The sequence below is a fragment of the Shimia sp. genome (assembly GCF_039969785.1).
GTDB lineage: Bacteria > Pseudomonadota > Alphaproteobacteria > Rhodobacterales > Rhodobacteraceae > Shimia.
On sequence record NZ_JBDVNC010000039.1, the window covers coordinates 33,765 to 56,267 of the forward strand.

General features: G+C 62.2%; 24 protein-coding genes. 3 read left to right on the top strand and 21 right to left on the bottom strand.

Annotated elements, in window-relative coordinates; translation table 11 throughout:
• Positions 1–417: 417 nt before the first annotated feature.
• Both ABJI08_RS18525 and ABJI08_RS18530 read right to left on the bottom strand, forming a co-directional pair.
• Positions 418–558, bottom strand: coding sequence for a hypothetical protein (locus ABJI08_RS18525; protein ID WP_348403344.1), 141 nt, complete (start codon positions 556–558; stop codon positions 418–420).
• Between the two features lie 310 nt (positions 559–868).
• Positions 869–1,054, bottom strand: coding sequence for a hypothetical protein (locus tag ABJI08_RS18530; protein WP_348403345.1), 186 nt, complete (start codon positions 1,052–1,054; stop codon positions 869–871).
• A gap of 65 nt (positions 1,055–1,119) precedes the next feature.
• Here ABJI08_RS18530 and ABJI08_RS18535 point away from each other — a divergent pair, with 65 nt between their 5' ends.
• From ABJI08_RS18535 to ABJI08_RS18545, 3 genes are all read left to right on the top strand, one after another.
• Positions 1,120–2,391 (top strand): hypothetical protein, encoded by a 1,272-nt coding sequence (locus tag ABJI08_RS18535; protein ID WP_348403346.1) that lies wholly within the window; start codon positions 1,120–1,122, stop codon positions 2,389–2,391.
• Positions 2,392–2,475: 84 nt separating this feature from the next.
• Positions 2,476–3,129 carry an MT-A70 family methyltransferase gene (locus tag ABJI08_RS18540; RefSeq protein ID WP_348403347.1) on the top strand — a complete coding sequence of 218 codons (654 nt, stop codon included), beginning with the start codon at positions 2,476–2,478 and terminating at the stop codon, positions 3,127–3,129.
• 178 nt (positions 3,130–3,307) lie between these two features.
• Complete coding sequence (locus tag ABJI08_RS18545; protein ID WP_348403348.1) at positions 3,308–3,877, top strand: hypothetical protein; 570 nt, start codon at positions 3,308–3,310, stop codon at positions 3,875–3,877.
• 858 nt (positions 3,878–4,735) lie between these two features.
• On the opposite strand, the gene ABJI08_RS18550 is transcribed toward ABJI08_RS18545, so the two are convergent.
• The 19 genes from ABJI08_RS18550 to ABJI08_RS18640 all read right to left on the bottom strand — a co-directional run bounded on the left by ABJI08_RS18550 (position 4,736) and on the right by ABJI08_RS18640 (position 22,479).
• Positions 4,736–5,395 carry a hypothetical protein gene (locus ABJI08_RS18550; protein ID WP_348403349.1) on the bottom strand — a complete coding sequence of 220 codons (660 nt, stop codon included), beginning with the start codon at positions 5,393–5,395 and terminating at the stop codon, positions 4,736–4,738.
• Positions 5,392–5,805: a hypothetical protein gene (locus ABJI08_RS18555; RefSeq protein WP_348403350.1), complete on the bottom strand. Its 414-nt coding sequence runs from the start codon at positions 5,803–5,805 to the stop codon at positions 5,392–5,394. Before ABJI08_RS18555 ends, ABJI08_RS18550 begins: the two co-directional genes overlap by 4 nt.
• Complete coding sequence (locus ABJI08_RS18560; RefSeq protein ID WP_348403351.1) at positions 5,802–6,587, bottom strand: glycoside hydrolase family 19 protein; 786 nt, start codon at positions 6,585–6,587, stop codon at positions 5,802–5,804. The genes ABJI08_RS18555 and ABJI08_RS18560 overlap by 4 nt, the downstream gene beginning before the upstream one ends.
• A 170-nt stretch (positions 6,588–6,757) precedes the next feature.
• Positions 6,758–7,267: a discoidin domain-containing protein gene (locus tag ABJI08_RS18565; RefSeq protein WP_348403352.1), complete on the bottom strand. Its 510-nt coding sequence runs from the start codon at positions 7,265–7,267 to the stop codon at positions 6,758–6,760.
• Entirely contained in the window at positions 7,264–7,983 is a 720-nt protein-coding gene (locus tag ABJI08_RS18570) for a DUF2793 domain-containing protein (RefSeq protein WP_348403353.1), read from the bottom strand. The genes ABJI08_RS18565 and ABJI08_RS18570 overlap by 4 nt, the downstream gene beginning before the upstream one ends.
• A gap of 65 nt (positions 7,984–8,048) precedes the next feature.
• Positions 8,049–10,511, bottom strand: a complete 2,463-nt coding sequence (locus ABJI08_RS18575; RefSeq protein WP_348403354.1) for a phage tail protein — start codon at positions 10,509–10,511, stop codon at positions 8,049–8,051.
• A gap of 2 nt (positions 10,512–10,513) precedes the next feature.
• Positions 10,514–10,717, bottom strand: a complete 204-nt coding sequence (locus ABJI08_RS18580) for a hypothetical protein (RefSeq protein ID WP_348403355.1) — start codon at positions 10,715–10,717, stop codon at positions 10,514–10,516.
• Positions 10,714–10,956, bottom strand: a complete 243-nt coding sequence (locus tag ABJI08_RS18585; protein ID WP_348403356.1) for a hypothetical protein — start codon at positions 10,954–10,956, stop codon at positions 10,714–10,716. The genes ABJI08_RS18580 and ABJI08_RS18585 overlap by 4 nt, the downstream gene beginning before the upstream one ends.
• A 9-nt stretch (positions 10,957–10,965) precedes the next feature.
• Positions 10,966–11,820 carry a phage BR0599 family protein gene (locus ABJI08_RS18590; RefSeq protein WP_348403357.1) on the bottom strand — a complete coding sequence of 285 codons (855 nt, stop codon included), beginning with the start codon at positions 11,818–11,820 and terminating at the stop codon, positions 10,966–10,968.
• A complete protein-coding gene (locus ABJI08_RS18595; protein ID WP_348403358.1) occupies positions 11,817–13,502 on the bottom strand; it encodes a hypothetical protein in 1,686 nt (561 codons plus the stop codon). The genes ABJI08_RS18590 and ABJI08_RS18595 overlap by 4 nt, the downstream gene beginning before the upstream one ends.
• 3 nt (positions 13,503–13,505) lie before the next feature.
• On the bottom strand, positions 13,506–18,020 hold the full coding sequence (locus ABJI08_RS18600) for a tape measure protein (RefSeq protein WP_348403359.1): 4,515 nt from the start codon (positions 18,018–18,020) through the stop codon (positions 13,506–13,508).
• Position 18,021: 1 nt separating this feature from the next.
• Positions 18,022–18,174, bottom strand: coding sequence for a hypothetical protein (locus ABJI08_RS18605; RefSeq protein ID WP_348403360.1), 153 nt, complete (start codon positions 18,172–18,174; stop codon positions 18,022–18,024).
• A gap of 83 nt (positions 18,175–18,257) precedes the next feature.
• The gene (locus ABJI08_RS18610; RefSeq protein WP_348403361.1) at positions 18,258–18,719 is read right to left on the bottom strand and encodes a hypothetical protein; all 462 of its coding nucleotides are present in this window, start codon (positions 18,717–18,719) and stop codon (positions 18,258–18,260) included.
• A gap of 19 nt (positions 18,720–18,738) precedes the next feature.
• Positions 18,739–19,512, bottom strand: a complete 774-nt coding sequence (locus ABJI08_RS18615; protein WP_348403362.1) for a hypothetical protein — start codon at positions 19,510–19,512, stop codon at positions 18,739–18,741.
• Between the two features lie 50 nt (positions 19,513–19,562).
• Positions 19,563–20,057, bottom strand: a complete 495-nt coding sequence (locus ABJI08_RS18620; RefSeq protein WP_348403363.1) for a hypothetical protein — start codon at positions 20,055–20,057, stop codon at positions 19,563–19,565.
• Positions 20,054–20,662, bottom strand: coding sequence for a hypothetical protein (locus ABJI08_RS18625; RefSeq protein ID WP_348403364.1), 609 nt, complete (start codon positions 20,660–20,662; stop codon positions 20,054–20,056). Before ABJI08_RS18625 ends, ABJI08_RS18620 begins: the two co-directional genes overlap by 4 nt.
• A 4-nt stretch (positions 20,663–20,666) precedes the next feature.
• Complete coding sequence (locus ABJI08_RS18630) at positions 20,667–21,041, bottom strand: hypothetical protein (RefSeq protein WP_348403365.1); 375 nt, start codon at positions 21,039–21,041, stop codon at positions 20,667–20,669.
• On the bottom strand, positions 21,041–21,343 hold the full coding sequence (locus ABJI08_RS18635; RefSeq protein ID WP_348403366.1) for a hypothetical protein: 303 nt from the start codon (positions 21,341–21,343) through the stop codon (positions 21,041–21,043). The genes ABJI08_RS18630 and ABJI08_RS18635 overlap by 1 nt, the downstream gene beginning before the upstream one ends.
• A 71-nt stretch (positions 21,344–21,414) precedes the next feature.
• Entirely contained in the window at positions 21,415–22,479 is a 1,065-nt protein-coding gene (locus tag ABJI08_RS18640) for a major capsid protein (protein ID WP_348403367.1), read from the bottom strand.
• Positions 22,480–22,503: the final 24 nt, after the last annotated feature.

The following is a 22,503-nucleotide window of genomic DNA, read 5'->3' on the forward strand; positions in this document are numbered from 1 at the left end:
ACCGCGCGGAACCAAAGAGCGCCGTCTCCCGGCGAGTGCGTAAACCTACCGGAAGACAGCGGGACGACGTGATGCCGCGAAAACTGGACCTCAACAACCCCGCCGCGTGGCCGCCTATGTCCGACGTAGACGAAATAGTTCTTCGCTGTTCGTCGCTTGACCTTCGGACGGGCCTCGCGGAATCGCACCAGGCTATCGTCAAACACCGCAACCACACTAAAGCGTGGGGCGTAGGTCTCCACCGGTGCCCCTTGGCCGCGTTGGAGCAAGCGATCCGTGAGTTTCAGAGACGCCACGGCTCCGCGCTCCCGCAAAACGAGGACCCGGAAGTAGAGGATTTGTTGGGCTGAACCTGAGAAAAACAACAGCCCCTTGTCGGACACAAAACGGGGCAGACGGAGAATTGATATGGAAGACTCACACATCTGCGCCGCTGCCGCAGGACTCGCGGAACTCGACGCGGTATTCGATCCGACCGACCGATGGCGCTGTCAGTGCGGGCAGGAACACGAGTTCACCGAATACGCGGCGGCGCATTGGCACATCGAACTCGAACACACGTGCGCGTGCGGCGCGCGCCGAACGTTCTTGGAGGGAGGGGTTGTCGCATGAGTACGCCCGACGCACCTGACACGACTTCGCGTCGTTGCTCCGACTGCACCCACTGCCGCGACTTCGGTTTCCCCGGCGGCCTCCGTTGCCAGTGGGAAAAAGAGCAACTGCCGCCCCCCGTTTGGCGCGCCCGCACCTGGGGGAAAGAAGCCCCGGAGACCCACGACCCCTGGGCGCAGAGTTGTGCGCATTTCGAGCGCGAACCGCCAACGGAACAGACGGGGGGCTGACTTTGCGAAAGAACGGGAGAGAAGTCCTAAAGCGGTTCAAAGACGCCGGGCTGGACGTGACGGTCCAGCTTCGCAAGAAGCACTATCTCGTGTTTTTCGAGAACGAACTGGTGTTCAAATTCAGCCTGAACAAGTCGAGCCGGTGGCGCGATCAGCGGCTCCTCGACAACACCGTCCGTCGCCTGGCTTCCGATAGGTGTAAATTTAGCCAATAGTTGATTATTCACCGTCTCGGTGGTATTAGTGCCGGAGAGGAGCGCCCTTCTAGGAGCGCAAGATGAGCGAATCTAATCAACCGCTGACTGAGTTTGACCGTCAGTGCATCCAGGCTTTCCAGACCTGGCATATGATGGGCCGCCCGGCAGACACCAAGCCGGTTGCGGACAACATAGGTATCGCGCGCCATACGTTTTCGAACCGGCTGCTCAAATACTTCATCCGGGACCTCGGCCAGGCGATGCCCCTGCCGATCCTCCCCGGCCACGAGATCAAGTCGCACACCCAACAGTTTAACGCCGAGGGGGAACTGACCAGCCAAGTTGTCAAGACCGGCGCGGCCAAGTCCGACGAACAGTTCGAAGTTCCCGCCGGGCACCGCGTCAAAGGCGTCTCGGCCCTGGTGGACGCCAACGGCAACGTGGTCCAACAGTGGCAAAAGACCGTCGAAGGCGAGCGAAGCGACAAGGTGATTGCCGAGGCCGCAAAACGGGCCGCAGAGAGCTACGCAGGCCCGGCTGTCCCGATAACTTTGGACCCATACAGCCAAAGCCACCTCGACCGTGATCTGGTGAACGTCCACCTCCTCCCCGATCTGCACATCGGCCTCCACTCCAGCGCAGCGAACGCCGAGATGGACTGGAACCTGGAGAAGGCGTCCGAGACCTACCGGCGCTTGTTCCGCCTCCTGATCGAACGCAGCGCGCCCGCAGGCACCGGGGTTATCCTGGGCGGCGGCGACCTGCTCCACGCCGACGACCCCATGCGCGCGACCCGTGGCAGCGGCAACCGTCTGGACGTGGCCGACCCCTACGACGTGATCCTTGCCGAGGCGGAGAACCTGATGGTCCACCACGTCGAACTGGCGCTCCAGAAGTACGAGCGCGTCGTTGTCCGTATCCTCAAGGGCAACCACGACCCCGACTCTGCCGTTGCCATCGCGCACTACCTGGCCGCATGGTTTCGCAGTGAGCCGCGAGTCGAGATCGACTGTGACCCGTCGCTGTTCTGGTTCTTCGAGTGGGGCGTCACCATGCTTGGGGCCACCCACGGGCACGAGACCAAGATCAAGGACATGCCGGGTATCATGGCCGCTGACCGCGCGGAGATGTGGGGACGGACCAAGGTTCGCTACGCTCACGGGTTCCACATCCACCACAACAGCGCAGGAGCCGGTGAAGTCGGCGGCGCGTCGTGGCAGACGCACGAGGCCCCCACCCCGAGAGATGACTGGCACCAGGGCAACCCTTTCCGGTCCCGGAGGTCGCTGCCGCTCATCACATACCACCGTAGCTACGGCGAGGTCGCAACCACGCGTGAAACGTTGATTTGACGTAATAATCACTTTTTGGTTGAATTTTATCCTGCAAGGTGAGATTTTGAGAATCAACCAAAAGCGAAAAGTGAGCGACCTATCATGTCCGACGTAGCGGAATCCCTCCGGGCCATCGGAGGGCCTTTCGACATCATCTTAGCCGACCCGCCGTGGAAGTTCGCGTCGAACTCCGCCAAAAAACCCGGCAAGAACGCGATGGCGCATTACGACTGTATGCCCCGCGCCGAGATTGACGCCCTGCCGGTCAAGGAGATCGCCGCCAAGGACGCGCTCCTGCTCATGTGGGTGACGGTGCCATTCCTAGAACAGGCGTTCACCACGGCCCGATCCTGGGGCTTCAAGTACGTCTCCGAGATCATGTGGAAGAAAGACCGGATCGGCACTGGTTTCTGGGTCCGCAACAAGCACGAGGTCGTGCTTGTCTGCAAACGCGGTCGCTTCCCTTGCCCTAAGCGCGCGCCCTTTCCTGACTCCGTGATCGACGGCCAACAACGCCAGCACAGTCGCAAGCCCGACAGGCTGCACGAGATGGTGAACGACGTTGAGGACTGGCGCGACCTCCGCAAGCTGGAGATGTTCGCCCGTGAGAGCCGAGAAGGCTGGACGACGTGGGGCAACCAGACGGAGAAGTTTGACGGTCCCAAGGCCCTCGGCGCAGACGCCACTTGCCCCGTGGACCTGGACCTAGACGATCTACTCGGCCCGGACCCCGAGATCGAGGACCTCCTGGCATGACTGCCCCCGCAGGCTGGGTACGCGTTTCCTTGGCCGTCGATGTCGGCCCCGAGGGGGAGTGTTCAGTCTGCCGCGTCGAGTATGGCGACTGCCCGTGTCCCGGCCCGATGATGGACGACTACATCTACGAAATTTTCGACGGGGAGCTATACGCCCGTCGCGCAGGAGAGGAACAACCATGACCTTGAACCCCGACATCGACTGGAACCGCGTGATTTGGTCGGGAAGCCGGTACATCGACGTGCAGGCCCCCAAGCCCGAGGACATGCTGCTTGAGGAGATAGCGGTCGGCTTGGCCCGCGAAAACCGCTACGGCGGCAATGCGACCTCGGTCCCCTGGTCTGTATTGCAGCACAGCCTGCTCTGCCACGAGTACGCCCGTGACGACGGCATAGACCAAGGCCAGGTCCTCCTGACCCTCCTCCTGCATGACGCGCCGGAGTACATACTCCGGGACATCTTGTCGCCGGTGAAACGGCATCTCCCGGACTACAAACGACTCGAGTCGATATGGTGGAAAGCCGTCGCGACTCGGTTCAACTTACCGTTGCGCTTACCTTACGTCATCAAACGCTACGACGTCTTAGCCGCTTCGTCCGAAAAGGCGGCCCTGATTTCCGCCGCTGCGGGGCCTTGGCCGGGCCTTTGCGAGCCGCGCAACCTTCCTGATTGGATTCTAAATTTGTCAGAAGTAAGGCAGGTTGAGACTTTTCAGGCCGAGGTTCGGCGGCTTTTGGCTCAAAATTGAAGTTTTACCTGTAAACAAATTGTTTCCGGTTTTTTGAACGCTAATTGGCGTCAACAGCCCTTTTCCTCCAAGCCAGCCGCGAGTTAAACAGATCGCCATGAGCGGGCACTTGCCCCCCGCCTAGAGACCTTTTGCTCAACTTAGGAAGGAGGCATAGCCGTGTCCCAATTAGCGATTTCCCGTCTTTCGTTCGTGACAGGGGAGCCTGGCTCCCTTGATCTTTGGAACCCGGCGCAGACCGGGCGCGACGACTTTGATTTCTGTACGGGCCGGTGGGGGTTCGCTGCACTCCTGGCCCAGATGCGCCGGTTCGACAACCCAACTTTGCTGGGGCACGTTCTAGGCGCGATGACCTCCAAGGGCGCAGCGGACGTACATAAGCGAGGATTTGCCTCCGGCTTTCTTGCAGAACTCGGGGACATCCTGCGCGCCGCGCCGCGCGACCACCCTAGCCTGGTCTGCACCAGACACCTCGACCTACCCCACACCGGACTTGACGACGCGCTGGCCGTGATGCCCTTCCCGGTTTCCCACAGCAACGGGTGCTTTGCCCTCCGGGGCAGACCCGCCCACGGGGACTGGACCGATCAGAATGTGGCCGGTCGGTACTACGGCGCGGCGATCTGCGCGTTCACCGCCGCCTGGGGTTCCGTCGGCGCAAACCTAGCTGCGGCTTTTGGGGTATCAGGAGCGCCGAAGGGCTATCTGGTTGGGGTTTGCGCCACGCTGGCCGAGGTCGCGATGTCCGCGCCCGTGGACGCAACGCCGTCCTCCAGCGCAGCCCACAGTTTCTACACGTGGCAGGTCCCGCACCAACTCGCCCAAAACAGCACGCCCGGGCGCGACGGCCTCCCGACGCTACCGGGCTTTTATTTCGATCAGGAGCCGGAAGGTCTCCCGCTCGACGCGCTTGCCGTCGGTCACAAACGGGCAGTCTGCGTAGACGGTCAGAACGACGACTCCCACTAGGCCCGGCTCCACGAACGGCGGGATTGCCACGACGGCTTCCACTGTCTCAAACCGAGTCCCCAAGTCCAGGCGCTCGAAGTCGTTTCTGAACGCGACTGGAAACTCTCGGCCATCCGGGAGGACCAGTCGCGGTTTAGCATTCACCAAGTCGCAGGACGCGCCCGTCTGGGTCGCTCGGCCTCGGAAGTATACAGTGCAGTCCTCGCCCGCGTAACAGCCGCCCACGGCGTCTGTGAGGCGCTGGCTATGCTCGGGTGCCCACTCCACAATGGTCTCGTTCTGGAGACGCAGCGCCTCCAGCCCGTCGAGAACCTGGCGCTGCCCCTCGACCAGCCCGGCCAGAGTCAACTCCGTGCGAGCGTGGTACTCCGGCAGCCCCACAAGTGTTGTCGCGATCTCCGGCTCGCCGAGCGCGCCCATCGACGTGAGGAACGCTGCCGCGCCGCCGTTTGCGAGCCACCAAGTCGCGCCCGCAGTCATCGAGCAGAAGCCCCCGACCAGGGCCATGACACCCGAGTGTTTGTTCGTCCAAGAGAGGAGATTTTTCACTTACCGCGCTCCAAGATCGTACCCAAAGTGATCGCGGGGATCACCCACCAGGCCAAGTCCCACATATGGGGCGGCACGTCGTCCACCGTCCACCTCCCCTCAATCAAGAGCGGTTTGACGATACTCACGAGAAACACAGCGGCCCACCAGAGTCCGAAGGGCAAGACAATGAGGTACTGCCCAAGCTGCATCGGAGACCACCAGCGCGAAGCCTGCGGTTTCTGAATGTCCTGGATCAGGCGAAGGCGGATAATCTCTTGCTCGATCTCCGCCTCCTCGATTGCGGTGCGTGCCGCCTGGTGCTGACCGGCTAAGTCCACGAGCCGTTCGGCCACGTCGCCGATCCCGCCTTTGAGCGAGCCGGTCAACATCCGCCAACCGACAGCGAGGAGAGTCCCCCAACCGATCATTCGCCCGTCTCCCGGACCAGGTTGATCCGACCCCGGAAAATCAGGACGGCACCAACCACGAGGCCGAGCATGATCACGGCAAACGCGCCGAGGGCGTATGGGTCGTCCACGCGATCTATGAGGGCGGTAAGAGCGCCTGCCGCGCCGGTCACAGTCGAGATCGCGCCGCCCCAGGATACCGGGTCCTTGGCAGGCGGCAACTTGGCCGGGGCCAGTTCGTCTACGGTGACAACAGTTTCAACTTGCTGTGCCGCTTCAACAGCTTCCAGGAACTCGTCGTGATAGCCCGCGATGAGGTGGGCCTTGTCCGTCCCGTTAACGACCCGGCGGGCACCCCAAGGGTCGTCAACCGTTTCGTTAAAATATTCCTCAAGCGACTTTCCGGTAAAGTCGCCCCTGTCAGACTCGCCGCGCAGCATTCCCTCAATGAGGATTCGTTTCGAAACGCTGGATTTCAACGCCAAGTCGGGGTTCTCGGCCAAAGGCAGACCAAGCAGGTCCCCCATACGGACGTAGTTTTCGTACCAAGTCAGTTGCACGTCGCCGCGACCGTAGTAAACGTGGCCCCAAGGCCCCTCCGGTTTTCCGTATTTCCGACGGGCCACACCTTTTCGCGCCTTTGCGTCGGACGTCGCAAAGGTTTCGCGTACCGGCTGCATCTTCGCACCCGTTTCGTGGTAGTCGGTCGCCAAAATGTACGAAAGATGCCGGTTGTCCCCCGTCCCGACCCGCTCCCACTCGTCCAAGAGATCGTTGATCCCCTCGACTTGGCGCTGTGTCATCCGACCGGGGAAAGGTCCGTTTCGGATGTGGGCGAAGAACGTCTTGCGGTCCAAGTGTAACATCGTTTTTCCTTACAAGCGGGAATCAACTAATAGGTGATAGTTTACCTTAAAAGTGAATTACCCGCCATCCAGATTCCGACAGGGCCGCGAAGCCCCGCCAGGAGTCGTCACACCCACGGCGCGGTGTACGTCCGGGTCTCCCCGCCGCCGAACTGCCCGTCGCCCGTTTCCGACCAGCCCGCCGCCGTCCAGTCTACGCCGTTGTCCGAGTAAAACATCTCGAACTCGTAGATCGTTCGCCCCGCAATCGTCGCGTTCGCGTGGCCGAAGATTGCGATCTCCTGAACCTCCGTGTCGGCCCCGAAATCGTAATCGAGATAAATCGGCAAGGCCGCGCTGAGAGCGGGCTGGTAAAAAGTGCCGTCGTCGTCATCGAAGGCTCTATCGGCTCCGAAGTTGACCGATCGCTCCGAAGATGAGGACGCGGTTCCTGACCCGGTGAGGTCCGCGCCGCCCACGCTGCCCCGGTACTCCACCTCCATGAACAGACGGTAGCCGCTAACGTGGGGGCTTAACACGCTCATGCGCCAGTAGCGGTGGCTGTTCCCGCCTCCGCCTCCACCGCCGTCGAACCTGTTCCCCGAAGCGCCGATAGACGCCAGAGCGTGCCCCATCATGTCGCCAAATCCCCCACCAGAAGATAGTTGTCCGTGCCGTCGGGGATCAATGTCATTGAGGAGTATTGAACCCGCGCCTTGAGGTAGCCGTCGGCGCTGTTGATGGTGACACCGGAACCCGCCACGAACGTCGTCTGGCCTGCGCCCTTCTGTACGACGGTCACAGGCTCCGTGCCCACCAAACCGGAGTTCACCGTCACCGTGTTGGCCGCCGCGTTGGTCATCCCCACCAGAACATTCCCCGCCAGGTCAGTATCCGCCAGAACACGGTCGCTCCCGCTGTCCGTAACGAGGGTCATACCGGAACCGCCGCCTGCCTGCCATGTGCTGCCGCCGAGTTCAGCGTCCAAGAGAGAGACGATCCCCGCCCCGTCAAGACTCAGGTCCCCCCAACCAGCGCCCGTGTAAACTTCCAGGGTGGCTGAATCTGCGACATAGACGCGCCAGCCCTCGACCGGCGCGATGAAAACCCACGCCTCGCTACCAGCCTCGCCGTCCCAGACGGCGATCTCGTCGGGGTTGGTCGCGTGGTCGTCGGGGGCGATGTAGATGTCGCCCAGGTTCCCCGAGGCCGGTAGCGCTGTTGTGCGGCTCGCCGCCACCGCTTGCACCAAAGTGGACAGGAGCCGCATGTTGGCGTCCATTTCGACCTTATAACTTGCGCCGAGGTCCCAGAAGCCCGTTAGGCCGAGGCCGGGTAGAATACGTTGAGGCATTGTCGTCTCCGTAAGGTTTTCCCCTTGAGGGTGAATTTAACACAATTGGGTGAAACTGCAAACGATCACGGCCCGTAGTAGACACCATAGCCGAAACCGTAGCCGCGCCGCTCAAGCTCCAGACGCCGAACCGCCGCGCGAAGCGATTCCAGTCCGTCCCGAACGGCGACAAATTCCACGTCGTATTGCTGCGCGTTTGCCAGGAGACCCGTCTGCATCGTGTGTGAGGAACCCGACAGATCGGAGACCTCGATCTCGATCTCGCCGGACTCCACGTCGCGGAACCGCAACAGAGTGGTCTGGCCCGCTTCGGGGGCTGCCGAGGCTTCGTCCCACCGGACGGCAACGGCGTCCTCGCCGAGGCGGTTGCGAGTCGCCCAGGTGAACGTGAGGTCGTCCGGTTCGTCCCCGAACGGGTACACTAAAGGCTCGGCCCCGTTGCCGTCGATTTCGGGGGAAGCCGGGCGGAACGGGAGGTGCGGGCGCTCGCTGGGCGTGAATACCGCGTCGGGCGCTTCGGACACGTCCAGGGTCCCCTTCTGCGTCCGTGGCAAAAACCGATAGGTCACGGCGGAACCGGCCACGCGCTCATACGGGTCTCCGTTTTCGCTGCCCGTGGGCATCTCCCAGATCAGGTCCGTCGCCGCCCACTCCTCGGGAAGCGTGTCGTACCCGGCCCTGATCACAACCCACTCGTAAGTGTCGGCGTCGAAGCCGTCCAGAATGACGATCTCGTGGCGGTCCTCAGAGTCTCCGATCACCATGAGATCGCCCGCCTCGGCATCCTCGCCGATAACCGTGAGAACCAGATCGCCCGGCAGCCTGGACGACGCCTCGCTAACCAGCACCACGCCGAGCGGAGAAACCGGAGTAGGCGTAAACTTGGCGACGGAACCGTTCGAGGTGCCGCCGTTGTTCTTAGGAACCGGGCCGCGCACGTCGAGGTCGATCATCGGTGTGTCGGAGTCGTTGACCATGAAGGAAACAAAAGTCACCGGGTAGTCTGCGTCCACTTGATCGGGATCGACGCCCCCGGCGATCATCGGTGGGAGGGGCGGCGTCATCACAAACACCCGGTCCGGGTTCTCGGGGTACGGGTCCTCGACCGGCCCGAGGTACGGCTGCGGCTGCACCGAAACCGCCAGTGCCGGAGCCGCGAACACGTCCTCCACGATCTCCAGTTTCACGCGCCGGTCCTTGGAGTAGCCGTAGACGATCTTCTGGACCCGGCAGGCCATACCGTCGATCTGCTCGTCGGGCCAGGTGAAGTTTACCACGTCGCCGGGAGTCACTTCGCGCGCCAGTTGATCCGCATAGACTGTCGCGCTGGTCAACACCCGGCTCGCTTCGGCTACGTCGCGCTCGGCTAGAATTTTCGCGAGCCAGGGGTTGCGGACGCCGTGGTAATCCCGCTCCTCCGAGGCCACGCCGCCTTGGATGGCGATGTTCGCGAGGTTCTGCGCGGTGACTGTCTCCTCCTCCTCGGACGTCGGGTCGGTGTAGCTGACGACGATTTGGTTGATCGTCTCGCCCCACAGTTGGGTCTTGACGTTCTGCGCCGAACTGTTGCTCGGGTCGAGGGTGAGCAGGTCGCTCTGATCATAGTCGTCCCGGATCAGCTTGAGGGTCCACAACCCCGTGCGCGGGTGTTGGAACTGGACGGCTTTGATGTGGTCCAGAATCTCGCCGACGAAGTTTTGCACTTCGTCCTGGTCCATGAATTTCATCGAAAGGCCGAAGTTCTCCGAGAGCAAAACGGCGGCGCACGACTCGTATGACTCTTTGTCCATCGCCGCTTCCGGCTCGCCCTTACCCCAATCAGTGTTAGTCATAATCTCGTAGATCATCGCGGCGGGGTTCGCGTCGGGCAGTTTGGTCCGGTCCAAGGCCAGGCTCAAACCCGCGTCTGGGTCGCCGAACGTTTCGGAAAGAAAGGCGGAGTAAAGCCCTGTTTCCGGGTCAATGACGCCCCCGGAGGTCCACTCGGAGTCTTCCTCGGCTGCCGATTCTGTGGGGGTGAACGTAGCCTCGCCCTCGGCTGCCGTGAGGTATCCACCCGTCGTCTCGTTTACGCCCGTGATCGGCCAGACACGCGAGTCAACACTCAAGCCCGCAGGCGTGCGCGTCACGGAAGACTTCATGGCCGGGAGGTACGGGTTGTTCGAAGTCCACTTGAACCCTTTACCGTCCACCAAGCCTCGGAAAAAGACGTGGGCCAAGCCCCGATACCCCGGCGCTGTGGCCGTCGTGAGACCCAACATCGCGGCCAGCTTCTCGCCCATCGTCTGCGTGTAGCTGCCCAGGTAGAAGTCCGCGTAGCCGACCGGCCCGCCTTCCCCGTCATCGCCGCCAAACAGGTCTTTCTTGTCGATCCGCAGAGACTTCTGCGCCCCGACCACGCCCGAAAACGCCGCCTTCTCTTTGATCACGATCTCGTTGAGCGAGTCCAACGGACCGTGGCAAACGCCGTAGTCGATGGACATCAGAAAGTCGTAGATTGTCTCACTGCCGCCTTTACCGCCACCCATGCTTAATTCTCCTCTGCAATTCTTTTGCGCGCGACCGCCAAGCTGCGGCGGACTGCCGGGTCCTCCAGCGGCTCCAGCACGTCAAACGGTAGGCCCTCTCGAACCAACATTTTGAAATCCAGGTTCAACTCGCGGCAGCGGCGGCGCGCACCGCTGACGCAATAGCCCGCCTGGCGGACATCCCCGATAGTCAGTCGTTCAGTCATTTCTTGCCCTGCTTCTTATTGCGTTTGCTGATCGTCTTTTGCCCGTAGGCGAGAACGTTGACACCGGAGATTTCAATGGACCCGAACGGGACAGGGATGGGCCGCCCGGCTTCCGCCGTGGGGTTCTCTAAGTCCTCGACCGAAGGCGGCTTAGGGGCCTTCGTCTTCGGCATCAGAATATACCCGATGACCAGGGAGCCGAAGCCAACTAAAACGGCAGCAAAAAAGGGTAAGGGCATCAGTCGGTCCTAAGTGTGGTTATTTTGATTGACGGGGTTGGTCAGGGGGATGAACGGTGTGCCGCCGTAGTTCAGGATGTTGCCATGCAGAGTCGTGCAGGCATCCATGCTCCGGGGGCAGCCCAGAATCGCGTCTACCGAGTCCCCGGCCTCCAACTCAGTCAACGTGGTGTCCACCGTGATCGAAGTGTCCGAAGCATTGACGATCTGGCGGGTTTCCGCGCCGGTATCGCCGTCCCACTCCAACAGACCGCCGATGAAATACGCCGGATGCTGCGCCCCGTTCCAACCCGAGGGAACCGTGACTTCGCGCCCCGACACGGCGTCCACGGTGGTCGCGAATGTCGCCAGTAGTTTGCTGGCGTTACAGCGGTCCCCGTAGAGAACCAGAGGGCACTCGCGCTGGTAGTTCCGGGTCAACGCCGGGCGAGCCATCCCGGCCCCCAAGCTGTCACAGGCCAGTGTCGTCTGGCTGTCTTTTCGTGTAGCCTCCAGGACGCGCCCGGACCAGACCAGGTTCACCTCTACGGGTTCGGACGTACCGGCGAGATCGCGGGCGTCGGGGATGTTGCCTTCGTAGATGCGGAGGAACACCACCCGGCGAGGCGCGCCACCCCTGAACAGAGTCGCGATCTCCGAACTAGCGGGCAACTCGACCTTGAGTTCCCCGGACTGCCCCCGCCCGCGCGACTGCACCGCGTCCCGGTCGATGGCGAGCGGTTCGTAGAGCAAGCCATCGACGGTGTGCGCCTGCTCTGCCGAAGTGTAGGCCAGGTAGTCCGACTCGTCGGACCCGAGATCAAAGCGGTAGAAGTCTACGGGGCGAGCGCCTGCGCGGCTGCCCCCAAAGGAAAAGCGGCTCACAGTAGGACTCCTTTATCGGTTTCAGGTCCCCACGACGGGCTGACCACTTTGCAGTTGCTTGTGACCTCGGAGAACTGCGTTTTTTCGCTGACGTAGATGCGAAACCGGATGTGTCGGCAGCCCGCCGGGGTGCGAAACGGCTCCTGGGAAAGGGTGTGGACTTCGTATGGGTCCCCCTGGGAGTGGTTGACCGTGTTGCTGTTTCCGCTCGACCCGTCGGGTGACGTAAGCTGGCCCTCAAATTCGTCCAGGAATTTGACGTCGAGGATGTTCACGCTGGCGATGTGGTTGTCCCAATACGCCGGATCGAACACCATTTGGATTTCGGCTTCTGCCGTGACGAGGTTTGCGTCAACCGCTGCCGCCGGGATCAAGTCCAAGAGAACGTCAAACCCCGTGTAACTCCCGTCCGTCCAAGGCTGGGTAACGCCGCCGCCAACAGGATCGACAAGCGGAGACTTGACCTCCTCCATCGGCCAATCCACCCAATCACAGGTCAGGACGCGGACCGGCAAGCTGATCTCGGCAGCGGTGTCCGACTGCCACGCAACCTCCAAGGTGTCCGTAGCGAACCGACAGAGCAGGCCCCACTGGAGTCGCACCGAGACATCCACGTCGCGTTTCCACTCCTCGCGGAGGGTCAGCACCGTGTCGCCGTCCTGATCGACTGCGTACCCGTCAACTCTGTTCATTTGGACCGCGCCGTCGGGCCAACGCGCAAAGATCGTCCGGTAAACCCGGCTATCCTCGTACAGGGCTAGGTCCTCGCCGAGCAGAACTAGCGTCGTTGTGCCGGTCAAGGCGTCCGCCGCCAAGTCCATGTCCGAGAGGTGCGAAGGCAGCCAGAAGGGACGTTGCTGCCCGCGCTGCCGGTAAAAGAAGCCCGCAAGGGCGTCAACGCTTTCTCGGGTCAGTTCCAGGAAGGCCAGGGTCTCCCGCACGTCCCTATCCGCCGGATGGGGCTGCACGTCGATGCGGCCTTGCCCGTGGTCCAGGACTTCGCGCAGGTCATCGACCTCGGAGCGGAGTCCTGAACGCCAGTCGGGCGACGTCAGGAGTACGGGGTAGCCTTCGTGGTGGCCGTCGATGGTGTGCTGCGGCACGACATCGGGGCCGCTCGCCGGGTCAACTTCGAACGCCAGGCTCCCGCTACGGTGGGCCGCAACGGAACTCTGGGCGGTGTGTTTCTTGGGGAACCTAGCGACGTAGGCCAGGGACACCTTGACACCATCGGCGTAGTCGCCGGAGGTCGCGCCCGACAAAGTGATCGCGCCGGGCGTCACGCTCAGAACGTCGATCACTTCTTCCGAGGTATCGTTCTCCAGGTAGACCTGCACCCCTCCGACTAGCCACCAGGGCGTGTCCCCGGCGAACAGCAACTCGGAAGCCCCCGCGCCATGCACTCCGTCTAGGCGAACATTGCGCCAGCGGATCGGGAGGTGGAAGGTCGAACCGGCAGGGAACCGGAGCGCGTCCGCCGCCGACCGCCGGGCGCGGTCGCCCACTGCGTCCGCGTGAAAATCCACCGCCATACGGGGAGTCTGGCGCAGGGCTGCGCGCTGCTCGGTGCCGTCTCGCGACGTTGAGATTACCGTGCGGAACTCGTGCGTCTCGGTGACAGGTTGCGACCAGTTGGGGCGCGCCGAGATGATGTCCTGGGTCCGGGTTTTAACACTCTGCATAATTCACCCCAAAGCCTGCTTCACTTCGTCATGGTTCGCGCGGATGAAATTCAGGATCACTTCCACGCCCCGGTCTGCCACCAGCGCTGCTTCCAAGAACCCGGCGGAGTCCATCGCGTTGACGATTTTGACCCCTGCCTTCTCCATGCCGCCTGTGCCGCCCTGCCCGACGCGCCCACCGTTGAAGCGGTGGCGCGGGTCGGCCTCAGTCAGGATTTCCTCGTTCTTTTTCAGAACAGCGCCGACCTCATCCGGGGCGAACCCCGCGATCCCGCCAGTGTGGTAGCGCGCCGCGCCCGCAAAGGCCGCAGGGTCCACGACTCGAGTCTGGCTCGCGCCTCCGGCGACGCCGCCGCCGTGGAACAAGCCGTTGATGAGACCCGCCGCTTGGCCGCCTAGGCCCGTGCCGCCGAACATGCCGGAGATCGCGTTGAAAATGGCTTGGCGGATAATCATCTGCCCGATCTGGATCAAGACCTCCGCAGCCATTTGGCGGAACTCCTCGCCGAACGCCTGGAGGACGTTTTCCCCGTCCGCGACACGTTGCGCGAAGCGGTCAATCGCCGCCGACGCAGTGTCCGCGAAAAAGTCGTTCATCTGTTGGCCGGTCGTGACCACCTGGGTTTCGATGTTCCGCAATTCCGTGCGGGCGAACTCCAGATTTTGCAGGGCCATCTCTGACCCCTCGCCGCCCAATGCCTTCCAGAAATCCAGCGCTTTCTGGATCGCCGAGTCCAAGCGCTCGTCAATCGCGGCCAACTCCTCTTGGGCGTTCGCTACACCCACAGAGTCCCCGTTCGATTTCAGTTGCTCGATGCGGTCCTGCACAAACCGGCGACGGTCCTGGAGCAGCCCGATCTGCTCCTCGATCTTGCGGGCTTCCTCCAGCTTCCGGTTCCGGTCCTCGTCAGCCGCTTGCTGGGCGAACTTGGCGCGCGTCGTGGCTTCGATGTCGCCGCGTTGCTCTTTGGTCAGTTCGGTGCCCGCCTTCTGGGCCGCCAACTCCGCTTCGCGCAGAGCCTTCGCCACTTCGCGGTCTTGGAGCGCTTTGTCCTGGATCGACAACTCGAAGTTTGAGTTTTCGATCTGCTCTTTCACCTTTTCGTTGAAATCGGAGGCAAGCTGGAGCCGCTTTTCTTCGGCCTTGACTGCTTCCTCTGCGCGCTTTGTGTCCGCTTCGATAGCGTTCTCTGCGCCTGCCGTTGAGGTGAATAGCGCGGCTTCCATGTTGCGGCGTTCACGGTTGACGCCGCCGTTGTGACCGCCGAGTGCCCGGATGGCCTCGGCAACACCTTCGGGAACGCCTGACATCACGGCCTCGGCAACACCCGACAGGCTTTCGCCCGGGTCAAACGCGCCCGCGCCGTAGTTGTAAGACAGCGAAGTCAGCGCCGCTTTTTGCTGCGCGTTCAACTGGTCAAACAGGTCGGGGCCAACGCCGCCCCGGGCTGCGGGCATGAACTCGGTGGTGATCCGGCGGAGCAGGTCACGGTTGGCATCCTCTGCCGACACGTACATTCCCTCGGCGATCTTTTTGATCGTGCCGTCAGCCAGCGTCACCGTGTCTGAGCCATAGCCCGCGCGGTAAGCGTTTACGTCCCAATACGGGGTGTTGCGGAACCCTTCACGCTGGCGGATAAATGCTGCGGACTCCTGGACGGCATCGGTGCCCGTGAAGCCCGAGACCGCGTTAGCGTAAACGCCCGCCGTGGCTTGGTCCCGGACCAATTCTGCCTTCGCCAGGGCCACCGCGCGCATAGCAGCGGGCAGCTTGTTCGCGGCCTCGACCGCTGCCTCGAAGTCCGCCGCAATTTTAGCGATAGAGTCAAACCGGTCCAATTCTTTCTTGAGCGACGGCACTTGGTCCGCCAGCTTACGCATTGCTGCGGCGTAGGCGTCATAGGACTCCTTGCTGGCGTCCACCGCGTCCCGGCTCTCGTCGTGCGCGTCTTTCAAGCCGAGCAGGATTTCATCAGCCTCGGAGGCCGTACCGTTCATAAGGCGCAGGGCCGCTTCGGCCTCGGCAATCGAGTCCTCAATGTCTTTGCCGCCCTTAGCAACCCCGACCAACAGGTCTAGGAAACCGACCGGGAGAAGGTCGGGAGCGGCCTGTTTGAAGTCTTTGATCCGCTCCAGGTACTCGGACGCGCTGATTTCGGCCTCGTTAAACGCCTCGTCCGCGTCCAGGAGGTTCTGGATCAGCTTTCGCTGCTCGTTGTCCTTGGCGAAGTCCAGGATTTGCGCTCGCAATTCCGGTGCGGTGCCCTTCTGGGTGTTCAGCGTGTTCGCCAGGTCCTTGCGGTACTCGGAAAGCTGTTTCCGCAGGCGCACCAGTTGGGCCTCGACCTCGATCTCGGTCAGGTCCTCCAGCGAACCTTTCCAGTCGTCCGCGCCTTCCTTGGCCCGAAGATAAGCGCCTCGGATTTTCGACATCTGTTCTTCGTGCGCCCGCAGAGTCTTGTCGAGTTCCTGGGCCGCCTCGTCCACTCCGCCCATGCCGTCCAGGGCAAAGTACGAAAGAGCCGCAACCGCGATACCGATGGGGCCGCCGACCGAGGCTACGACCGCGCGGGCCGCCGTTGCAACGCTAAAGAACGCAGCCCGGAGACCGCGCAGAGACGCGCCCAACGCCGTGTTCGCCGTAACCGCTCTGAACGCCGCCGGGGACAGCGCGTAGAGGCTCGCGTTGAACCGCAGCATCGCCTGCCGGGACGCCTCAGTCGGTGCCGCCATGCGGGCGAAGTTACCGGCCAGGCCCGAGGCGACTTGCGCAGCCTTGATGGCGACGAAGGTTTTGAACGCGACGACGATCAAGTCGAGGTTGTCCACGATGCCGGGAAGCAGTTCGAAGATTTCGCCAAACGCAGCGCCCAAGGCCGTGAATAGCGCGATCCCGTCTTCGCTCTCTAGGAACCGCTCCAGCGACTCCAGCGCCGTCTCAAGACCGGCGATGAAGCCGGAGTTTGCCGCCGTCAGTTGGCGCTGGAACAAGAGGTCCTGGACCGAGCCGATCTTCGAGCGCGTGTTTTCCAGTGCCTCGGCCAACTGGTCGCCGAAGGTGTCTTCGAGACCTTGGCCGAGGGCCACCAGGGCGTCCTCCGCGCCGATTTGGCCGTTCTCGACGGCCTTGTAGAACTTGTCCAGTTCGTCCGTGCCGTAGCCCAGGGCTTGCGCTACAAGGCCCACTGCGCCTGGAATCCTATCGCCGAGTTGCTGGCGCAGTTCCTCCATTTGCAGGGTTCCCTTACCGGCAATTTGGGAGAGCGCTGTCAAGGTGCCTTCGATCTGATCGTTCGACAGCTTCAAGACGCGCCCGGCTTCTGCCACTTGGCGAAACACAGTGCGCAGCTTAGAGGTCTCAATCCCGGCTTGCTGCCCGGAGATCAGAAATTTGGAGTAGCTATCCGCCAACACGCCGAACTGAATGTTCAACCGGTCGGCTTCCTGCCTCAGAAAGTCCATTTCCGCGCGAGTAAGGGCCGCGTCCTGGTTGAAGGCGGCCATGAGGCGGGTGTTCGCGGCCTGCACGGTGTCGAAAGACGTCAAGATCGAGTTGCCGGTGCGGAACACGCCGTAGAACCCGACGAAGGATGCCGTCAGGGACAGGACCTCACCGCGTAGACGCTGCATGAGCGAGAGCGCCCGGCGGGAGTCGCCGTAGAAAGACGACAGCGCACGACGCATGTTCGTCATCTCGGCTGCGTTCTGGCGCAAGCCGGTGGCCGCGCGGCTCGCGGCAGGACCCATGAACGTCAGGTCTTGGATGACCTGGCGCAGGGGAACCTGGAACTGTTTAGCCCCGAGGATACTCTGCCGGAACGCTTGCGTGAGTTTTTGCTGTTCGGCGACAGTGAACTTGGTGGCCGCAGCCGCCGCGCGGTACTCGCGCGCCAACCGGGCCTGCTCGTCTGCCGATACACTGGCCGCTTGGTGCCGCTGGCGCTGTTGCAGTTGCGCCATCGCGACTGCCGCAGCCGAGGCCGCAGACTCCAGGCGGTTAAGATGCGAGGCGGAGTCCGCTAGGGCCTGCTCCTGTTTGGACAAGCCGGTGGACGTCCGGGCCACCTGACTCTGGAGGCTCTTGTACCCGCTCTCGGCGGCTTTCAGACGCTCCTTAAAACGGTCGTCCAACGCCGCGTCGTTACTGATTTTGAAGTTCTTGACGGCATTCGCCGCTGCCGCAAGTTGCGCCTGTAGCGCCTTGTAGGCCGCGCGGTTCTCGTTGATGTCGCGTTCCTGGCGGACCATAGCCGCACGGGCCGTGTCCACGGCACTCGCAACGCGCTTGTACGCGGTCTCGGCGTCGGCCCCGGCTTTCTTGGTCTGGTTTGCGATGGCAGCCGCGAACCCTTTGGCGTCCCCTTCGGCAGCCTTGAAGGTCCGCGATACGTCGGCAGAACCGGCGGCCACCCCTTTCTGGATGGCCGTCAGTTCTTCAAGCGCCGAGTTGACCGCGTAAAAGGCTTTGGTTGCGTCGTCCCGCGCCCGGATAATCAGATCGACGTTGCGCTCGGCCATCTTAGGTCTCCGTAAGTTGGCGGATGCGTTTTTGGAACGCTTTGTCCGCCTTTTCGGAAAGCACGCCGGAGACCGCCATCTGTGTCAGGATCGCCTCAGTGGCGTACCCTCGGTTCAGACGCTCGGTCACAAGCAATGCCTCCGTCCACAACATCGGCACGGGATAGTGCCTTGCCTCGGGGTGGCCGTGGGCCAACAGAAGCGAAACTTGCCTCCGAAGGCCCGCAACCCAATCGTCTAGGGAGACCGGCTTGCGGTCAGATCGGTCAGGCTTCCCGCCAGTTTGATTACGGTCTCCACCAGCTTTTCCAGCCCGCCCTCCGCCTCCAGAGTCAGAGTCACAATCTTCTGGATCGCCTCGATCTGAACGCCTGCCGGGAGAAGTCGCGCCAGGTGCGGATTGTCGGTTTCGTCAGCCGCGCGGGCGATGGCGTCCCCGATCAGCGCGGGTGCCGCTTCGATGGCTTCGAGGAGGACATCGTGAACCCGGGATAGGCCGAGCGGTGAGTCGCCGTTGGCGGCCTGGTCCAGCGCGTCAATAGTCCCCTCAGTGACGTAGCGGTCGAAGATCGCTTTCGCCGGTTGGTAATGCTCCCGTAGGAGGACCGTGAAGTCCTCCAGAGAGAGGCCCCGGACGGTGAACTCACCGCCCGGAATTTCGACCTTTTCGGTCTTAGGTGTGAAAGCCCCTAGGCCCATGCGCTCCTCCTAGTCTGCGTTAAGCGGTGTAAGGCCGACCGTCGGCGTAAATGTTCTCCAGTGTGCCCTTCTTGAGGACTTCCACGTTGAACCCGAACTGCTGCCAGTCCTCGCCTTTCAGGGCGTACTCGCCGTTGGGGCGGAGGGCTACTTTCGGCATGTAGAAGTCCTTCTGCTCGCCGACACCGTTGAACGAGAGGAAGCGCAACGCGCCGTAGATCAGGTCCGAACCCGAAACCACGAGGTCGTGAGTGTGGGCTGCGATGTCGTATCCGACTTCGATCTCAGAGTTGTCGGCAATGCTGCCGCCTTCAATGATTTTGATACGGCCCAGGGCGTCGTCCTTCTCGTAGTCGGTGCCCTCCACGTATGTCGGAGAACCGCTCGTGCCCGTGACCGAGTTGATGGTCAGGTCGCGAAGGCCGACCGGGTTGGTCGCAGTCGTGCCGATCTGGTAATACATGCCTTGGAGGACCGAGGAGAACACGTCTTCCTCGCCGGTCGCAGCGCCTTGCGTCACCTTCTCTTTGGTGCCGAAGAAGAACATCGCCACGTTGTCCAGGTCGATGTTGTCCGTCACAAACGAGGCCGAGTAGTCGATCTGGAGCGTGACGGACAAGTCTTTCACGCGCAGACCTTCTTCGCTCGAATAGTGTTCGAGTTCCTGGGTCTCGGTCGAGAGACCGAACGAAGGGGTGTTGCCGAGGTAGCGTTCCCCGGTGTTGGTTTCGGTGCCATCAAGGAAGCGGTCAAAGAACAGCTTGCCCCGGCCCAGCACAGTGTTGTTGCCCATTGCAAATCTCCACTTTTGGTTTAATCGTCACCTTACAGGTGAATTTAATGTCACGCAAACGGATTTTTCAGGTTCTCCGCGTACTCAAGCGTGACGGGGAGCCAGAAGAAAGCCGTGTCGGAGACAGCGGCGTCTGGCGGGCGAACGACAGGCTGGCCGATGTGGATGGCGCTAATGCGGCTTCCCATCCCCAGGATGTCGTATCCGTCGGCCCTGACCTTCTCCTCACTCAGACGTTGTTGCACGTCCGCCACGAGGTAGTAGGCCGGGTCGGTTGGATTCAGATTGTCATCTTGCGCGAAGCCCTGGATGAGCAGGGCGTGGCTTGTCTTTGCCGCCGCCGAACCGTTTGGCGTCTCGATCTCGTCGGGAGCCTTCGGCGGCTCGTTCACCGCGACGAAAGGCAGCTTGTCGTCCTGGGTGAACATAAGCCGCCCACGAAACACCTTACCGTCCAGGTCGTGCTGGTATCCGTTCGCCGTGGTGATCTCCTCTAGGGCCGCCGTAAGCGCCTTTAGGACTTTCAGTTTGAAGGGGTCGTTCATAGCAGCGCCTCCGACATTCGGGTAAATTCTTGCTCTAGGAAGTCCGCAGCGTCCTCGCTCACGTCCTCCGCAACCGTGTTAAAAACCTGGTCCACGGACGGGCCGTAGAGTAGGTAAAGTCCGTTGTTCATAAGCACCATGCGGCGCTTGTTCTCGATCTTCTCGCCGGGTGCGAGGCGGACGGCCAAACCCAAGTTCCCGTTTCGCAGGTTCATCAGGAAGGCCCGGTTCATCTTCTCCCGCCGACCGGCAGCCACTTCCACCGTAGGGGCTTTCCGCCCGTGGACCTTGGGGCCGCGCACGAACGTCGCCAGGCTTGTCGGGCGACCCCGGCCACGGATCGTGGCGGACAGGTCCTCGGGCGAGGCAAAACGGGGTATGCGCAGGCGGCCATCCGCCGCGCCCGTCAAGTACCGTGCCGGGAACGCGATCTGTTCTCGCATAGCCTTAGCGGACTTGGTGCGGTAGCGCCGGGCAGTGGTGTTGATCGCCCGGGAAGCGAACTTCTTGACGCGCTCGGGCACCTCGTCAAAATCGAGAGCCGCAAGGCCCTCGACCGCCACAACGTAGTGTTGGGCATCGCTGGAGACGGTAGGTTGCGCCATCGCTCTACAGCGCGCTCGGCGGGACCGGCAGGCCCTCGGCCTGTTCTTCGGTCAAGCGGGTGCACTGGAATTTCTGAGTTAAACCTTCGGGAGGATTAGGAACCTCGACTCGGAAGGCTTCACCCGCGACGATGCTGAACACACCGCCACGGGTGGGGCTAACTTCTGCCGACAGGCAGATGATCTCCGGCACCTCCTCAAGTCGCGCGGCGGGCTGGAAGTCGAAACCCGCCATGTCGCCGAACGCCTTATTGTTGAGGTGGACCCGCACGTTGCAAAGCACAGGCTCGCTCTGTTCGTCGGCCTGGTAGAAGGCCGGAACCGCAAAAACGGCATGGAGCGCCTTTGTCTTACGCGCGCGGAGATCACGGATACTCATCAGCCCAGCATTTCGTCGTCGTTACCGGCGCTGCCGGAGTTGCCGTTGCCACCGGTCGGCTTCTTGGCCGGGGCTTTCTTAGCTGGAGCTTTCTTAGCTGGAGCTTTCTTGGCCGGGGTTTTCTTGGCCGGTTCGCCCGGCACCGTTTCCGCCGCCTCCTCGGTCCCGTCCCGTCGGGCCGCTTTCAGGTCCAAGTATTCCTGGCCTTCCGGGTCGGGGCAACTAAACGAACTCCCGGGCGCGACGCCCACGTCTTCGCCGTTGACCCGGCGGACAATTTTGTTGATGGCAATAAGTTTCATGTTCTGGCTCCTCTTTTAGCCGAAAGGTGAAATCGTCCCGACGCTTTGCCGGGACGATCTAGTGTTTACGCTTACGGTGCGACCGGGGTGGCCTTCACAGTGGCGTTCGGGTTGACCGGGATCATCAGTGGCGCGGACTGCGACATGATGAAACGGGCCGACGGGTCGTTCTCGTCCCACATCTTCGGGAAGATGTCGGCGGGCTGGAGCGACTCGACGTCGAGGATCGCGCCGAACGCTTTCACGCCGTCCACAGCGCGCGACGCCAACAGAACCTCATGCGGCTCCAGCACGTTCGCGGTAGCGTTGTTGGACTTGAACGTGTTGCCGATGCCCGAAACCAGCCAGACCGTGACCGCGCCGATGTACCCGACCTTGGTGAACGGATCGAGCGGGTCCTTGACGATGAGGCCCTGGTTCAGTTGAACCGAGTCAACGCCTTTGACGTCCTTGTCCAGTTTCTTCTGAACGTCCTCGTCGGCCATGAAGGCCGCGTAGGCTTTGGAACCCAGCATCACGTCAGTCGGAGCCGCGCCAAACTCAGCCGCAGCGGCCAGGTCGAACCACTCCTGCACGTCGTCCCACGCCGAGACGCCGGAATCGCCCCAACGCGCGCCTACGCCCTTGACGATGGTGTGCGCAGCGTCACGGCCAAAGTCGATGGTCACGGGTGCCGCACCCTCGTAAGCGATGGTGATCTCGCCGTCGATGATCGCGCGGGCACCCATGTACTCCCACAAGCGGGTGATAGCGTCGCGGTGGAACTTGGTGATCTCGATCACCTTTGCGTCGAAACGCGCCTTGGGCGACATCAGGGCCTTGCGGCGCGCCAATTCACCCGGTTGCAGCGAGAGCGCCTGCGACGGACGTACCGGGTCCTTCGGCTTGGTGTACGCCGGTTTGAAGGTCGAGATACGTTCGCCCTGCGGACGGTAGATCGGCTTGCCGGGCACGTTCGGAAGCATGAACGGGGCGATCTCGCGCGAAGCGTCGATCTTGTCGAACATGATTTCCTCTTGCTCGGACATGTGAGCGTTCGGGAAGAACAACTCCAGCCACTTCGAGTTGCGGACAGTCTGGCGCTTGTCAAACATGACAGCGTAGAGGTCCATCGGGGTATAAATATCCAGAGGCATATTCTGCGTCCTTTCAGGTTACGC

Bases quoted from the DNA above. Each gene is read 5' to 3' on its own strand.
- ABJI08_RS18535 (WP_348403346.1), top strand. From the start codon at position 1,120: ATGAGCGAATCTAATCAACCGCTGACTGAGTTTGACCGTCAGTGCATC.
- ABJI08_RS18540 (WP_348403347.1), top strand. From the start codon at position 2,476: ATGTCCGACGTAGCGGAATCCCTCCGGGCCATCGGAGGGCCTTTCGAC.
- ABJI08_RS18545 (WP_348403348.1), top strand. From the start codon at position 3,308: ATGACCTTGAACCCCGACATCGACTGGAACCGCGTGATTTGGTCGGGA.
- ABJI08_RS18555 (WP_348403350.1), bottom strand. From the start codon at position 5,805: ATGATCGGTTGGGGGACTCTCCTCGCTGTCGGTTGGCGGATGTTGACC.
- ABJI08_RS18560 (WP_348403351.1), bottom strand. From the start codon at position 6,587: ATGACACAGCGCCAAGTCGAGGGGATCAACGATCTCTTGGACGAGTGG.
- ABJI08_RS18565 (WP_348403352.1), bottom strand. From the start codon at position 7,267: ATGATGGGGCACGCTCTGGCGTCTATCGGCGCTTCGGGGAACAGGTTC.
- ABJI08_RS18570 (WP_348403353.1), bottom strand. From the start codon at position 7,983: ATGCCTCAACGTATTCTACCCGGCCTCGGCCTAACGGGCTTCTGGGAC.
- ABJI08_RS18575 (WP_348403354.1), bottom strand. From the start codon at position 10,511: ATGGGTGGCGGTAAAGGCGGCAGTGAGACAATCTACGACTTTCTGATG.
- ABJI08_RS18580 (WP_348403355.1), bottom strand. From the start codon at position 10,717: ATGACTGAACGACTGACTATCGGGGATGTCCGCCAGGCGGGCTATTGC.
- ABJI08_RS18585 (WP_348403356.1), bottom strand. From the start codon at position 10,956: ATGCCCTTACCCTTTTTTGCTGCCGTTTTAGTTGGCTTCGGCTCCCTG.
- ABJI08_RS18595 (WP_348403358.1), bottom strand. From the start codon at position 13,502: ATGCAGAGTGTTAAAACCCGGACCCAGGACATCATCTCGGCGCGCCCC.
- ABJI08_RS18600 (WP_348403359.1), bottom strand. From the start codon at position 18,020: ATGGCCGAGCGCAACGTCGATCTGATTATCCGGGCGCGGGACGACGCA.
- ABJI08_RS18605 (WP_348403360.1), bottom strand. From the start codon at position 18,174: ATGTTGTGGACGGAGGCATTGCTTGTGACCGAGCGTCTGAACCGAGGG.
- ABJI08_RS18610 (WP_348403361.1), bottom strand. From the start codon at position 18,719: ATGGGCCTAGGGGCTTTCACACCTAAGACCGAAAAGGTCGAAATTCCG.
- ABJI08_RS18615 (WP_348403362.1), bottom strand. From the start codon at position 19,512: ATGGGCAACAACACTGTGCTGGGCCGGGGCAAGCTGTTCTTTGACCGC.
- ABJI08_RS18620 (WP_348403363.1), bottom strand. From the start codon at position 20,057: ATGAACGACCCCTTCAAACTGAAAGTCCTAAAGGCGCTTACGGCGGCC.
- ABJI08_RS18625 (WP_348403364.1), bottom strand. From the start codon at position 20,662: ATGGCGCAACCTACCGTCTCCAGCGATGCCCAACACTACGTTGTGGCG.
- ABJI08_RS18630 (WP_348403365.1), bottom strand. From the start codon at position 21,041: ATGAGTATCCGTGATCTCCGCGCGCGTAAGACAAAGGCGCTCCATGCC.
- ABJI08_RS18635 (WP_348403366.1), bottom strand. From the start codon at position 21,343: ATGAAACTTATTGCCATCAACAAAATTGTCCGCCGGGTCAACGGCGAA.
- ABJI08_RS18640 (WP_348403367.1), bottom strand. From the start codon at position 22,479: ATGCCTCTGGATATTTATACCCCGATGGACCTCTACGCTGTCATGTTT.